The sequence below is a fragment of the Rothia similimucilaginosa genome (assembly GCF_029850875.1).
Classification (GTDB): Bacteria; Actinomycetota; Actinomycetes; order Actinomycetales; family Micrococcaceae; genus Rothia.
Genome location: NZ_JAOVAM010000006.1, coordinates 133,074 through 147,733 on the forward strand (window position 1 = coordinate 133,074; position 14,660 = coordinate 147,733).

Annotated in this window: 10 protein-coding genes and 1 tRNA gene; 9 read left to right on the plus strand and 2 right to left on the minus strand. The window is 57.7% G+C overall.

The window, feature by feature from the left end:
- Window positions 1–148: 148 nt before the first annotated feature.
- On the minus strand, window positions 149–1,978 hold the full coding sequence (locus QFX05_RS06105) for an ABC-F family ATP-binding cassette domain-containing protein (protein ID WP_279741812.1): 1,830 nt from the start codon (window positions 1,976–1,978) through the stop codon (window positions 149–151).
- Window positions 1,979–2,212: 234 nt separating this feature from the next.
- Between QFX05_RS06105 and QFX05_RS06110 the strand changes: the two genes are divergently transcribed.
- The 3 genes from QFX05_RS06110 to QFX05_RS06120 all read left to right on the plus strand — a co-directional run bounded on the left by QFX05_RS06110 (window position 2,213) and on the right by QFX05_RS06120 (window position 4,826).
- Window positions 2,213–2,283: transfer RNA gene (locus QFX05_RS06110), tRNA-Gln, on the plus strand.
- Window positions 2,284–2,370: 87 nt separating this feature from the next.
- Entirely contained in the window at window positions 2,371–3,825 is a 1,455-nt protein-coding gene (glmU, locus tag QFX05_RS06115; RefSeq protein ID WP_279741813.1) for a bifunctional UDP-N-acetylglucosamine diphosphorylase/glucosamine-1-phosphate N-acetyltransferase GlmU, read from the plus strand.
- Between the two features lie 20 nt (window positions 3,826–3,845).
- On the plus strand, window positions 3,846–4,826 hold the full coding sequence (locus QFX05_RS06120; protein ID WP_279741815.1) for a ribose-phosphate diphosphokinase: 981 nt from the start codon (window positions 3,846–3,848) through the stop codon (window positions 4,824–4,826).
- A gap of 135 nt (window positions 4,827–4,961) precedes the next feature.
- On the opposite strand, the gene QFX05_RS06125 is transcribed toward QFX05_RS06120, so the two are convergent.
- Window positions 4,962–6,092 carry an arsenate reductase/protein-tyrosine-phosphatase family protein gene (locus tag QFX05_RS06125; RefSeq protein ID WP_279741816.1) on the minus strand — a complete coding sequence of 377 codons (1,131 nt, stop codon included), beginning with the start codon at window positions 6,090–6,092 and terminating at the stop codon, window positions 4,962–4,964.
- 309 nt (window positions 6,093–6,401) lie between these two features.
- On the opposite strand from QFX05_RS06125, the gene QFX05_RS06130 reads away from it, so the two are divergent.
- From QFX05_RS06130 to QFX05_RS06155, 6 genes are all read left to right on the plus strand, one after another.
- Window positions 6,402–8,219 carry an ABC transporter ATP-binding protein gene (locus QFX05_RS06130; RefSeq protein ID WP_279741818.1) on the plus strand — a complete coding sequence of 606 codons (1,818 nt, stop codon included), beginning with the start codon at window positions 6,402–6,404 and terminating at the stop codon, window positions 8,217–8,219.
- A 107-nt stretch (window positions 8,220–8,326) separates the two neighbouring features.
- Window positions 8,327–9,247 carry a glycosyltransferase family 2 protein gene (locus QFX05_RS06135; RefSeq protein ID WP_279741819.1) on the plus strand — a complete coding sequence of 307 codons (921 nt, stop codon included), beginning with the start codon at window positions 8,327–8,329 and terminating at the stop codon, window positions 9,245–9,247.
- A 258-nt stretch (window positions 9,248–9,505) separates the two neighbouring features.
- Complete coding sequence (locus QFX05_RS06140; RefSeq protein WP_070686303.1) at window positions 9,506–10,504, plus strand: CgeB family protein; 999 nt, start codon at window positions 9,506–9,508, stop codon at window positions 10,502–10,504.
- The gene (locus QFX05_RS06145) at window positions 10,495–11,595 is read left to right on the plus strand and encodes an RNA-binding protein (protein ID WP_279741820.1); all 1,101 of its coding nucleotides are present in this window, start codon (window positions 10,495–10,497) and stop codon (window positions 11,593–11,595) included. Before QFX05_RS06140 ends, QFX05_RS06145 begins: the two co-directional genes overlap by 10 nt.
- Complete coding sequence (locus tag QFX05_RS06150) at window positions 11,595–12,323, plus strand: acylneuraminate cytidylyltransferase family protein (protein ID WP_279741821.1); 729 nt, start codon at window positions 11,595–11,597, stop codon at window positions 12,321–12,323. Before QFX05_RS06145 ends, QFX05_RS06150 begins: the two co-directional genes overlap by 1 nt.
- A gap of 90 nt (window positions 12,324–12,413) precedes the next feature.
- Complete coding sequence (locus tag QFX05_RS06155) at window positions 12,414–14,657, plus strand: N-acetylneuraminate synthase family protein (protein WP_279741822.1); 2,244 nt, start codon at window positions 12,414–12,416, stop codon at window positions 14,655–14,657.
- Window positions 14,658–14,660 lie beyond the last annotated feature (3 nt).

Here is a 14,660-nt window from a genome sequence, read left to right on the forward strand (position 1 = left end):
ATACCTTCATAAGGGCGAGCGGGAAAATTACTCCCTAAAAGTGTTAAAAGCTAATACCTATAGTAACGGGATATCGTCCCGAAACGAGGCGGTATCCTGCAGAAGCAGATGAGAAATCCGCTGTTACATATGGCATATGAAGTTGGCGTTAGCCCAGCAGTTCGGAGAGTTCGAGCCAGCGCATTTCTAGCTCGTCAATCTCATCCTGAAGTGCCTGTTGCTGCTCGCCGAGCGCCGCCAAACCGGCGTAGTCAGCGGCATTGTGCGCGCTCATCTGCTCGGATAGCTTCTCCTGCTCAGCAGTGAGCTTGGCGAGGCGACGCTCAATCGCACCGGACTCCTTCTGTGCCGCACGCAGCTCGGCACCGGAGACCTTCGGGGTATCCGGCTCAGCAGAAGCCTGCGCCGAGGAGACGGCACGTGCCTGCGCGCTACCGGCAGCAGAACCGCCAGTACCGGCTGCCGAGAGCGCCAAATACTCGTCCACACCACCGGGCAGGTGACGGAACGAACCGTCAATCACGGCGTACTGCTGATCGGTCACGCGTTCCATGAGGTAGCGGTCGTGGCTGACCACCAGCAGGGTACCCGGCCAGGTATCCAGCAGATCCTCCATGGCCGCGAGCATATCGGTGTCCAGGTCGTTGGACGGCTCGTCGAGAATCAGCACGTTCGGCTCATCCAGCAGAATCAGCATGAGCTGCAGGCGACGCTTCTGACCACCCGAAAGGTCCTTGACCGGAGTGGACAGCTGCGCACTCGTAAAGCCCAAACGCTCCAGCATCTGTGAGGTGGATAGCTCCTTACCATCGGCAATGTAGCTACGCTTCTTGCGCCCAATCACATCCGAGACACGGTCGTTAGCGACCTCGTTGAGCTCATCGAGCTGCTGGGTCAGGGTCGCAATCTTCACAGTCTTACCGTGCTTGACGCGACCCTCGGTCGGCTTCAGATCACCGGTTACCAGGGAGAGCATCGTGGACTTACCCGCGCCGTTCACGCCCAGGATTCCGGTGCGCTCGCCGGGGGCAATACGCCAGGTGACCTTCTTCAGCACGGGACGCTTGCCGCCGGGCATCGAGGGGTCGTCATAGACGACGGAAACATTCTCGAGGTCGACCACGTCCTTGCCGAGGCGGGAGACTGCCATCTTCTTCAGTTCCAGGGTGTCACGCACCGGCGGAACGTCCGCAATGAGGGCGTTGGCGGCATCAATGCGGAACTTCGGCTTGGAGGTACGCGCGGGCGCACCGCGGCGCAGCCAAGCGAGCTCCTTGCGCATCAGGTTCTGACGCTTCGCCTCCGCTGCGGCTGCCTGACGGTCACGTTCTACACGCTGCAGAATATACGCCGCGTAGCCGCCCTCGAAGGGTTCGACGATGCGGTCGTGCACCTCCCAGGTATCGGTACAGATTTCGTCAAGGAACCAGCGGTCATGGGTAACGACCATGAGGCCGCCCGCATTCTTTGCCCAGCGGGACTTCAGATGGTTGGCGAGCCAGGTGATGGCTTCAACATCCAGGTGGTTGGTGGGCTCGTCGAGCATGAGCACGTCCCACTCCTGCGCGAGCAGTGAGGCGATTGCTACACGTCGGCGCTGACCGCCGGAGAGTGAAGAGATGGGTGCATCCCAGGGAAGGTCAGAGACCAGACCGGAGATGACATCGCGGATGCGTGCCTGCGAGGCCCATTCGTATTCGGGGGTTTCACCCACAATTGCGTAGCCGACGGTGTGGTTGTCGTCGAGGATGTCTGACTGGTCGAGGTAACCGATGCGCGTGTCGCCGCGCACGGTAACCCGGCCGGAGTCCGGTTCGAGCCGGCCGGCAAGAATCTTCATGAGGGTGGACTTGCCGTCGCCGTTGCGACCGACAATGCCGATGCGGTCGCCTTCGTTCAGGCCGACTGTGATGCCTTCAAAGATGGTTCGGGTAGGGAATTCGAGGTGCAGCGATTCGCCGCCAAGTAGATGTGCCACGCCTTCTAGGGTACAGGGTGAGTCTTTACTTCAAGTAGCGCTCCAAATTTTGATGAGGGGGTACTTGATGGCGGTGAGACAAGCTGTGGGGATTGCGGGGTGTGCGGCTAAGTTGAGCACAGATATTTGATAAACTGAGGAAAGCATTTCCTGCATTGCGTTGTTCTGTGCCCAAAATTGCGGCCATGACGATGAGGACCCGTTAGCGGGGGCTTGTCGTGAATGTAAGGATAATCCGCCATGGTGTAATGGCAGCACAGCGGCCTTTGGAGCCGTTTGTCTAGGTTCGAGTCCTAGTGGCGGAGCGTAAGCACTCAACGGCACCGTTGATAGAGAGTTATCGGTCCGCGCTCACTCCTCACTCTTGCAACCTCGTCTAAGGAGTCTTCCCAGTGAACACTGAACTGGCACCCTCTGCAGTGATCGTTCTCGCTGCAGGCGCTGGTACGCGCATGAAGTCCGCTACCCCCAAGGTCATGCACGGCATTGGTGGTCGATCCATGGTTGAGCATGCTGTCGCTGCTGCACGAGATTTGAACCCCGAGCGCCTCGCTGTTGTGGTACGCCACCAGCGCGATAAGGTCGCTGAGCATGTGCTTACATTTGACCCTGAGGTAACCATCGTTGATCAGGACGAGACTCCGGGTACTGGTCGCGCGGTTGAGGTCGGTCTGAATGCCCTGGATGCGCAGGCACCCGTCTCCGGCACCGTCCTGGTGACCTACGGCGATGTTCCTCTGCTGCGCCCCGAAACCCTGCGCGAACTGATTGCCTTCCACGAAGAAGACAAGAACTCCGTAACCGTCCTGACCACCCATATTGATGAGCCCGGCGCCTACGGTCGTATTGTCCGTAACCAGGCTGGCGAAGTGACCGCCATTGTTGAGGCGAAGGACGCTTCCCCAGAAGAACTCGAAATTACCGAAATTAACTCCGGTATTTACGCTTTTGATGCCGCTGTTCTGCGCGAGGCACTGCTCGAGGTGACCACCAACAACGCACAGGGCGAGAAGTACATTACCGACGTTCTGTCCATCGCTCGTTCTAAGGGCTACCGCACCTCCGCTCTGGCTATTGAGGACCGTTGGGAGGTCGAGGGCGCTAACGACCGCGTGCAGCTGGCTCAGCTGGGTCGTATGCTCAACAACCGCATCCTTGAGGCTCACATGCGTAACGGCGTGACCATCGTTGATCCTGAGAACACTTGGGTTGACGTCACCGTCAGCATTGAGAACGACGTAACCCTGTTGCCCGGTGTGCAGCTGCACGGTTCTACCACCGTCGCTACCGGTGCCACTATTGGTCCGGACACCACCCTGACCGATATGACCGTTGAGGCTGACGCTACCGTCATCCGCGCGCACGGTCACGGCGCTGTCATTGGTGAAGGCGCAAATGTTGGTCCCTTCGCATACCTGCGCCCCGGTACCACCCTGGGCAAGGACGCTAAGCTTGGCACCTTCTGCGAGGCTAAGAATTCGCAGATCGGCGATGGCGCAAAGATTCCGCATCTGTCCTACGTTGGCGACGCCACCATCGGTGAGGGTGCCAACATTGGCGCTGGCTCGATTTTCGCGAACTACAACGGCCTGGTGAAGAGCCGCTCCGTTATTGGCGCGCACGCCCGTATGGGTGCTGCAGGCATTTACGTTGCACCTGTTACCGTCGGTGATGGTGCCTACTCCGGCGCGGGCGCGCTGATCCGTAAGGATGTTCCTGCGGGCGCCCTCGCCTACTCTGAGACCTCCCAGCGTACTATCGATGGCTGGGTTCTGAAGAACCGTGCTGGTACCGAACCCGCCGAGGCTGCTAAGGCTGCTGGCGCTCAGGATCCGGCAGAATTCTAATTCGAGGAAAGAACAACACCATGAGTAGCGAGATTACCAATCCCGGTGAGCGTAAGCTTGTAGTGGTCTCCGGTCGAGCACACCCTAAGCTTGCCGAGGAGATTGCACAGGCGCTTGATCACGACCTGCTGCCCACCTCCGCATACACCTTCGCCAACGGCGAGACCTACGTTCGCTTTGAGGAGTCGGTGCGCGGTGCAGACGCTTTCGTGATTCAGTCTCACCCGGCACCCATCAACGAATGGCTCATGGAGCAGATCATTATGATTGATGCGCTCAAGCGTGCATCCGCTCGTTCCATTACCGTGGTGTCTCCCTTCTACCCCTACGCTCGTCAGGACAAGAAGCACAAGGGTCGCGAGCCCATCTCGGCACGTCTAATTTCGGACCTGTATAAGACCGCGGGTGCTGACCGCCTGATGTGCGTGGATCTGCACACTTCGCAGATTCAGGGCTTCTTCGATGGCCCGGTTGACCACCTCTTCGCGATTCCGGTGCTGGCTAAGCACATCCGTGAGCGCGTTGCAGATCTGTCGAACGTGACCGTCGTATCCCCGGACACTGGTCGTGTGCGTGTAGCGGAGCACTGGGCTGATCTGCTGGACGGCGCACCACTGGCATTCGTGCACAAGACCCGCGATATCAACGTCCCTAACCAGGCTGTTTCTAAGACTGTTGTGGGTGACATTGAAGGCCGTACCTGCGTGCTGATTGACGACATGATTGACACTGGCGGCACCATTGCTGGCGCTGTGAAGGTCCTCATGGACAAGGGCGCAAAGGAAGTTATCATCGCAGCAACCCACCCGGTTCTGTCCGATCCGGCTGCTGAGCGCCTGTCTCAGTGCGGTGCTGTGGAGGTCGTCGTGACCAATACCCTGCCCGTGCCGGAAGAGAAGCAGTTCGATAACCTGACTATTCTCTCCATTGCTCCATTGATTGCTCGTGCTATTCGCGAGGTCTTCGATGAGGGTTCTGTAACCGAGATTTTCGATCACTAAGCTTTCTCAGAGCATGTAGAAAGTCCCCCGCTGACCGTGGTCGGTGGGGGACTTTCTTGTGCGGAGACTAAAGCTAACCCGGCTGGAACAGAGATCTGTTTCAGTCGGGTTAGTGCTGTATTTAGAGTCGTACGCTTAGCGGTGTGCCTGTGCGAGCCAGGGCAGAATCACACGCAAGGACTGCTCCACTTCGTCCACTGCGACCTTCGCTGCTGCGGGGCCGCGGCGGTAGGGGTCTTCCAGCTTGTCGCTATCAAGTGGGCGGGCGCCGTAGGCGTAGAGGTAAGAGAGCGGCTCGGCGCGGCGTGCATCCTCGCGAATACGAGCAGCCTGCTTGAGTAGCTTGATCTTGGCGTGGTGCTGGGGCCACTCGCGAACGATCCAGTCGGCGTGTACCTTCTCAGCGACCAGGATGACGGTGGCGTTCTCGATAATCTGACCGTTGAGCTGTCGGGAGGCGAAACTTTCGGGGTTGTAGCCGCGCTCAATAAGTTCGTTGGCTACATGCTCGTAGACGCCGTGACCGACGAGTGCGCCGGTGCCCGCGCTGGTGAAAATCCATTTGTCTTCCAGGCCGTATTCTGCGGCGAGGTGCTTGGAAATCACTTCACCGGATGCGCTACGGGCAATGTTGCCGGTGCACACGAAGAGTGCTTCGAAGAGACCGTCTTTGCCGGTGCTGTCTGTACGGTTGAGAGTCTTGGGGGAGAACTTGAAGAGCGGGGTGCGTTCGCCGCGGGAGTTAGTAGCGGGGGAGGACTGTGCGTTTCCTGCGCTCTGGCTGTTGGCTTCTTCAGGGTTGGCGAGTTCTTCGGCATCAACGGTGGGCGCGTTGTGCTGGGCCACGCGGATGATACCGGAGCTTGCGGGCTTGCAGTCTACGTCGAGAATGTCATCGGGGGTAGCCTTGATATCGGTGTGTGTGAGGGGCTGTGCGGAGACGGTTGCAGTGCCGTCGGCACTGAGCTCTTCTTCGGGAGTGACTCCCTGAGCGGCTACCTCGGAGGGGGAATAGACTTCGTAATCTCCGATAGCTTCGCGGAGTGAGTCGTCGGGGGTGATGGTGCGACTGGCTATCCCGTGGCGGTTCTTGCCTGCCAGCTCGGGGCTACTCTTAATGAGAGATCGGACTCCATCAGCAATATTTTCGGTGAGAGAGGCGGCGGTTGCCTGCTGCTCCTCAGCAGTTTCTGCGGAGCTGGTTTTGTCCTCGGAGGAGCCCCACGTGTACTTGTCCTTGAGGGACTTAATGTTGAAGATGCCCATCAAAAAGCCTTTTCTAATTGACGTACCCAACAGTGAACAGGGAAGCCGGAAGTGTCGGGTTGGTTGAATGAATAGTATCTATCATACCGAGTTACTTGCACCTTCAAGGGTTCCTTTTCCTGTGGGTGGCGAATACCCATAAATGTCTTGTGTTTTAGCTACGAATTAGAGGTACTTCTTTCCGCTAAAGATGACCAAAAGTACAAGCTTGATGCTGAAAATGTTTAGAGGGTGCGTGCTAGAATTGGCGTGAAATGCTGGTCTTCTTCTCGCTCAGGGGCCAGCGAGTACACTCACCAACGAGGACCAATGAAGAGCATTTATACTAAGCTTCGCCTGTTTTTTCCCGGACGGAGCTTTACGCTACTTGTCTTTAACCTGATCGGCCTGTTCGTTCTGTCTTTGATGGAGATGGTCGGTGTTGCTGCTGTTCTTCCCATCGTGAATATTGCGATGGGCGCGGAAATTACCGGCTATCTGGCTGTTCTCTCGGATGCTTTTGGTAATCCTCAGCGATCTGAGCTGGCGCTCTATCTGGGCAGTGTTCTGGTGCTCGTCTTTGTCATTAAAGGCATTGCATCGCTCATCTTTAAGCGCTGGAGCCTGAAATTCACCGGTTACCAGCAGTTGGCAACTTCTTCGACTATCCTTAACCACTACATGAAGGATAGCTACTTCAATCATAGGAAGTCCCAACCTGAAGATACTGTGTATCTGATTGGTACTTATGTGGTTTTTGCCTACCGCGGTTACGTCGGCTCAATTATTAACTTCATCGGTGACCTACTGTCGGTTCTTGTGTTGCTGGTGATGATTCTCTGCGTTATGCCGATTCCGGCTTTGATTGCCTTTGCTTATTTCGGTATCACTATCTCTGTGATGCAGTTCTTCCTGCGTCAAGGAAACGCTAAGTACGGTGAGATTTCTGCTCGTGCCGGTCGTGACGCTCTCCTCTCGCTTTTCGACAACATCAAGGGTTTTCGCGAGATTCGTATTTCTAATTCGCGTGAATTGACCGTTGAAGAGTACCGCCAGTACGCGCTGCGTAGCGTGAATAGCGATGTGAATATTTCCTTCTTCGCTGATTTCCCCAAGTACGCTCTAGAAATTATCTTCATTGTCGGTATTGCAGGTCTTTTGGGTCTGATGACATCGACCCAGGGAGCCGATAGTCTGCCAGCTCTGATGCTTTTCGCAACCGCATGCATCCGTATTCTGCCGAATGCCACCCGTATGGTTGCTTCTCTGGGCAGCATTCGTGCGAACGAGTTCGCTAGTGAAGAGGTTGCTAAGGTTATCCGCTCAATGAGCCCCGAAGAGCAGCGTCTGCAGATGGTTAAAGCCAAGAGTGAAGTTGACCCGGCAACCATTATCAACTCGGGTATTGAACTCGTGGATGTTCAGATCGATAACTTGGTCTACCGTTACCCGGATGGTGATAAGGATGTTCTCAAGGACATTCAGCTGGATGTTCCGGCTGGTACCTCGGTTGCTTTCGTGGGTGGTTCCGGCTCGGGTAAGACTACTCTGGTTGACTTGATTCTTGGTCTGCTGATCCCGGCGAGCGGTACGATTTCTAGCCAGGGTAAGGATATCCATACTGATTTGCCTTCCTGGTACCAGAAGATTGGTTATGTCCCTCAGGATCCCTACCTGGGTAATGGCACCCTGCGTGAGGCAGTTGCCTTCGGTATCCCCGACAAACACATTGACGATGACCGTGTGCTCTACTGCCTTGAGCTGGCGGAGCTGATGCCCGTTGTCGGGACTCTGGAAGAAGGCATTAACACTCCGATTGGCGAAAACGGTAACCGTCTTTCCGGTGGTCAGCGTCAGCGTGTGGGTATTGCGCGTGCGATGTACCGTAACCCGAGTGTGTTGATTCTGGATGAAGCAACCAGCGCATTGGACAACGAGACCGAGCACAAGATCACGAAGACAATCGAGCGTATTTCTAAGGACATTACGGTCATTATCGTGGCTCACCGTCTTTCCACGGTGCGTAACGTTAACCAGCTGGTGTACCTCTCCCAGGGCCGCATCGCAAATAAGGGAACTTTCAAGGAAGTTCAGGCTGCCAACGAAGAATTTGCGAACCTCGTTCGCCTGGGCCAGCTGCCCGACTAATTGAAACTATGGGGGGTGATCGTATGCAGAAGTAAGTACGGTCGCCCCCCATAATTTAGCCTTCTATCGATTGTGATTTTTAGGCACCTCACTCAAAGGACATTATTGTGATTCATACCCTCCGTGTTTCTGCGGTTATTCCTTTCTACGGCGAGCCGGAGCCGGTTCTTGCCATTATTGACACTCTGCGTGCTCAGCAGGGTATTGACCCCGCCGATATTGAAATCGTTGTCTCGGATGACGTTTCGCCCACTCCCTTCCCCGACGTTGAGGGCGTGACCGTGGTTCGCCGCCCTGTGAATGGTGGTTTCGGTAAGGCTGTGAACTCTGGTGTTGCTGCCGCTACCGGTGAGTGGGTTTTCATCCTCAACAGCGACCTGGAGCTGGATAAAACCTTCGTCTCGCGCATGCTCGCAGCCGTGGAACGCCACGGCGAGGTGCTGGCTAGCCCGCAGATTATTGGCCACGATGGTAAGCAGCAGTGGGTGGCACGTAAGTTCCCCACCGCAGCGCATGTGGCGTGGGAATGGTTCACTCCGCTGGCTCGTTTTAAGCCGACCAACTGGTGGCACCGCGGCGTTGGCCACGATGTTGAAGCATGCACCGGCACCTCGGACGCGAAGGTCGACTGGGTTATGGGTGCGTGCATGGTCGTTCCTCGCGCGACCTTCAACCGCATTGGTGGTATGGATGAGCGTTTCTACATGAACAGCGAAGAGGTGGATTTCCAGTACCGCCTCTCGAACGCTGGTGTGGACCGTTACCTGATTCCTTCTGTGACTGTCACCCACGAGGGAGGCGGATCTTCGCCCTCCGAGCGCCGTGTACAGTGGCTGACCACCGCTCGCTTCATTTATGCGGATAAGTGGGGCTGGGAGAAGAAGCTTGCTGTTGCTCTGCGCGCTACCAGCTACGCGAACTTCTTGGTGAACTCGGTGCGCGGCCTGCGCAATAAGGACGTGGACGCTCGTGGATTCCTCGCCACCGAGCTGGAGCGTATCGCCAAGGCAGAGCGCCACGAGAACTAGGGGCGAAACTACCGAAATTTACCGTGATGGTTCCGCATAATTTGTTGCCTTCTTCATAAGAAGGCTCACATAGAACGTAGGAGGCGACACAGTGCACTCGAGTGTGTCGTCTCCTGCTTTCATTGTAAAATTTCAATAGATATGTTTTGCCTCAAGTTGCAGGTGAAACTTTACGTTCCTCTTCACTCCAACACATAGCACCGCACGGTTCTACCCTGCGGGTTCTTATAGCAAATGCCGACAGGATTCAATCCTCATATGACTCAGCCTAAACTTCTACTGCTCTCACCTGCATTCCACGGGTACTGGAAGGCAATTCAGGCATCCCTGGAAGTGCACGGATACGAAGTGCGCACCCACATTTACGATGCGCCGGGGACTCTGCCCGAGCGTATCCTCAACAAGCTTGCCCATGAGCTGCCCGAGAAGTACCGCCCTGAAAGCTTCGCTGCTCAGGCTACTCGTAAGGCGATTGATGCTTTCAACGAATTCCGCCCCGATATTGTGCTGGTCATTAAGGGCGATATGCTCTCCCGCGAATGGTGGGACCTGCTGGAGACTTCCGGTGTTCGCTACGGTACCTGGCTCTACGATGAAATGCGCCGCATGAGCTACACCGAAGAGGACCTGCACCACCTGGGCGCGCTGGCAAGTTACAGTCCACTGGACGCGCAGCACCTGCGTGAGCAGGGCTTCGAGGTGTTCGACATGCCCAACGCCTACGACACCCATTGCCCTGTTGTCCCCATGCGCGAGGACTCCATCAACTTTGTGGGCGCTAAGTACCCCAACCGTGAGGAGACCCTGCAGGCGCTGGTTGCAGCTGGCCTGCCGGTGCGTGCCTACGGTCGTGCTTGGTCGCGTCACCCCTACGACATTCTGCGCACTAAGCAGTTCAAGGATTCCGGTGTGCCCGCAGGCCGCGATATTGACCGCGCTGAGGCGTACGGTATTATGGCGTCCTCCCCGGCAACGCTGAACATCCACAATAACCAGGATGGTTTCACCATGCGCACCTTTGAGGCTCCCGGCGTGGGCGCTCTGCAGGTGATTGACCGTGCCGATGTGGATCGCTACTACATTCCTGGTGAAGAGGTTCTGGTCTACGAGAGCATTGATGAGCTCATCGAGATTTGTACCCGTATTTTCCGTGAGCCGAAATGGGCTCGTCAGATTCGTGAAGCCGGACAGAAGCGTACTCTGGCCGACCACACCTTCGATCAGCGTGTAAAGATCTTGGAGCAACTATGGGCCTAACCTATCCCGTTGATATTGACGCATGGGCTACCTGGCAAAAGCGCCAAAACACCCTGCGATGGGCTAAGAGCGAGGCTCGCGTTCTTGTGGGACGTCTGCGCGGAGGCGCGGATGAACAGGAAGGCCCCGTCGGCGGCGTGCTGTACACCCGCGGTGCCGTACCCCGCGTGCTCATCGTGCTCGATTCGTTCTCGCCGACGAGCCGTAACTCCCTATTGGAGCCGCTCAAGTACCTCGAAAACGTGGGTGTGGCCCTGTGGGTCCCTGAGGACGCTTCGGAGTACCTCAACGGCCAGTACGCCACTGAACGTTACGACCGCGATGCCTGGAGCGAGCAGGAAGCGACAGGAGACCAGCTGCAGGAGCTTCTGCCCGGTGTGCGCGTAGTTCTCTCCCTGGGCCACTACCTCGCACGCGGTGCGGCAGCGTACGAGTTCTCTCGTGCAATTGGCGCTGAGTACTGGGTGGTTCAGCACGGCCTGCTGGTGCCTCAGGCGCCGCCGCTACCGGTCGGATGCACCCTGCTGGCTTTCAGCGAGGCAGACGCCGAGTTCTGGGCATCGGGTCGCCGCGACGTGACCACTCACGCGGTGGGTTCGCAGCTGCTCTACCTCGCGTCGCAGAAGGCAACCGGTGCTGAGGCACAGAAGCAGAACGACCTGGAACCGATCTTCCTAGGCCAGATGCACGGTGCGGAACTGCCGCGCGCATCCTTCGCGTACGCTTCGCGCTCCTTCTTGAAGAAGTTCGGCGGAAGCTACCGTCCGCACCCGAGCGAGAAGGACAAGCTGTCGGTGCTGACCCACCAGCTGTGGGAGAAGGAAGGTATCCGCATTGACCGCTCCGGTACCCCGCTGAACGAGGTACCGAACCCGGTGGTGTCCATCTTCTCTACCGGTGTTCTGGAGGCTGCAATCCGCGGTATCCCGGCGTGGGTTTACCACCCGGCACCGCCGGCATGGCTGGTGGAATTTTGGGACCGTTACGGCATGAACCAGTGGGGTCAGGAACCGACCCCGGCGCCGGTTCAGCCGAAGAAGGAACCGGCACAGCGTATCGCTGAACTCATGATTGAAACTTTGGAGGCATAATGCGTATTCTCTGCGTCATCCCCGTGCGCGGTGGCTCAAAGGGTATTCCGCGTAAGAATCTGCGCCCCATCGCGGGTAAGCCGCTGGTCGCATGGACTATCGAGCAGGCACTGGCTACTAAGGAAGAAGTAGCCGGCGAGCACGAACTGCGTGTTGTCGTCTCCACCGACGATGCTGAGCTGGCTGATATCGCCCGCGAGTACGGTGCTGAAATGCCGTTCATGCGCCCTGCACACCTGGCTGAAGACACCACCGCAACCGAACCGGTCATCGAGCACGCCATCGAGTTCTACACCGAAAACGGTTGGGAACCCGAGGCTGTCATGCTGTTGCAGGCAACCAGCCCGGTGCGTCTGCCCGGTACCCTGGCTCGTGCGGTCCGCCAGTTCGCGGAGAACGGTAAGGACTCCATGGTCGGTGTGATTCCGATTGGTCCGTTCATCTGGACTTGGCACGCTGACGGTGAGCCCACTGCGGCGTTCGAGATTATGGCTCGCCCGCGCCGCCAGGAGCTGACCAAGGAAACCTTCCGCTACCGTGAGAACGGCTCGATGTACATCACCAAGACCCACGTGTACATGGACCACCACAACCGCCTGGCGGGCTACCCCGGCGGTACCATTGATTTGTTCATGCTGGACGAGGTCGAGGGCGTCGACATTGACGCACCGATTGACTTCTCCGTGGCAGAGCACCAGCTCACTCAGATCCTGGCCGAAGGAAAGTAACCTTCACCCGCGGCAGTACCTTGTCTGCCGCTCCCGGCTTGACCGGCACTCAGGCATTCAACTAAACATTCAAATAAAAAGGTCAAAATCGTGATTATTGAACGCAATATTGCCCCATACGTGGTCTTCGCTGAAGACCCGATTCTCAACGCACTGCAGAAGATTTCTGCTAACGGCCAGCGCATCATCTTCCTGGTGAACGAGTCCGGTATCCTGCGCGGTTCGCTCTCTGACGGCGACTTCCGTCGTTGGCTGATTGCTAACCCGACCGCATCCCTGGAGACCAGCGCGCTGGAGGCAGCGAACACCAACCCGCAGACCGCACCGGTTAACGCTGATTCCGAGACCCTGCGCGCATACTTCGCGAAGGGTATCAACCACGTGCCGCTGACCGACGAGCGCGGTCACCTCGTGGCACTGGCAATCGATGAGCAGGATGTCCTGCGCATCGGTAAGCACACCATCAGCGAGGATTCTCCCTCCTTCATCATCGCTGAGATTGGTAACAACCACCAGGGTAGCGTTGACTTCGCTAAGGAACTGGTTGACCTGGCTGTTGAGTCCGGCGCGGACGCTGTGAAGTTCCAGCTGCGCGACATGGATGCTCTGTACCGCCAGCGCGGCGCAGCAACCGCAGGTGAGGACCTGGGCGTTCAGTACACTCTGGACCTGCTGTCCCGATTCTCCCTGACCGTTGACCAGATGTACGAGGTCTTCGACCACGTCAAGCAGCACGACATGGACATCATGTGCACCCCCTGGGACGCACCCTCCGTTCAGGCGCTGGTTGACTACGGTATCCAGGGCATGAAGATTGCTTCTGCCGACCTCACCAACCACGAGCTGCTGCGTGACGTTGCTTCCCGCGGCCTGCCCATGCTGGTTTCCACCGGTATGAGCCGTGAAGAGGAAATCCGCGAGTCCGTGGCTTTGCTGCGTAACGCTGGCGCATCCTACGCTCTGCTGCAGTGCCAGTCCGCGTACCCGGCACCCTTCAAGGACGTCAACCTGGCATACATGGACCGCCTGGCTGAGATTGGTCAGTGCCTGGTCGGTTACTCCGGCCACGAGCGTGGATACCACGTGCCGATTGCTGCTGTTGCTCGCGGCGCGAAGATTATTGAGAAGCACTTCACCACCGACAAGACCCTCGAGGGTAACGACCATACCGTCTCCCTGCTGCCTGAGGAATTCAAGGCAATGGTTCAGCAGATCCGTGAGGTTGAGGCCGCTATTGGTTCTGCTGCTCCTCGCGAGGTGTCCACCGGTGAGCTGATGAACCGCGTGAACCTGGCTAAGTCCCTGGTGGCGACCCGCCACATTGCTAAGGGCGAGGTTGTGACCGAGGCTGATGTTGCTGTGAAGTCCCCCGGCCGCGGCCTGCAGCCGAACTACCTGCCGCAGCTGCTGGGCCGCACCATGCAGCGCGACGTTGAAGAAGGCTCGTTCTTCTTCGAGGGCGACCTGAAGGACGATCTGGTGACCCGCCGCGACTTCAAGTTCGACCGCCCCTGGGGTCTGCCGGTTCGTTACCACGACTACAAGCCGCTGATCGAAGAGGCAAAGCCGGACTTCCTGGAGTTCCACTTCTCCTATAAGGACCTCGAGATCAACATCGACGACGTCTTTGACTCTAAGCTGGACATGGGCTTCACCACCCACCTGCCCGACCTGTTCGCAGGCGACTTCCTGGTGGACCTCGCGTCCAAGGACCCCGAGGTGTGGGAGCGCTCCATCGCTGAGGTTCAGCGCACTATTGACATCACCCGTGACCTGACCCGCTACTTCACCGTAGAGGAGGACCCGGTCATGGTCGTGACCATGGGTGGCTTCACCAAGGACAACCACATCCCCGCTGCTGCACGTGCTGAGAAGTACGAGCGTATCGGTGAGGCGCTGAAGCGTCTGGACGCATCCGGCGTTCGCCTGGCTGCCCAGACTTTGCCCCCGTACCCCTGGCTGATGGGTGGTCAACAGTACCACAACCTGTTCCTGGATCCGAAGGACACCGCAGAGTTCTCGCGTGCATTCGACACCGCGCTCTGCCTGGACATCTCCCACACCATGCTGGCCTGCAACTTCCTGAACATTCCGCTGTCGGAGGCTGTTGAGCAGCTGGCACCGCTGTCCATCCACCTGCACCTGGTGGACGGCACCGGCGTTGACGGTGAGGGCGTTCAGGTCGGCGAAGGCGATGTCGACTGGGCTTCCCTGGGCAAGCAGCTGCGTGAGCTGGCACCGAAGGCATCCTTCATTCCCGAAATCTGGCAGGGCCACATCAACAACGGTGAGGGCTTCTTCACTGCACTGGACCGCCTCGAGAAGTGGCTGTAGAAA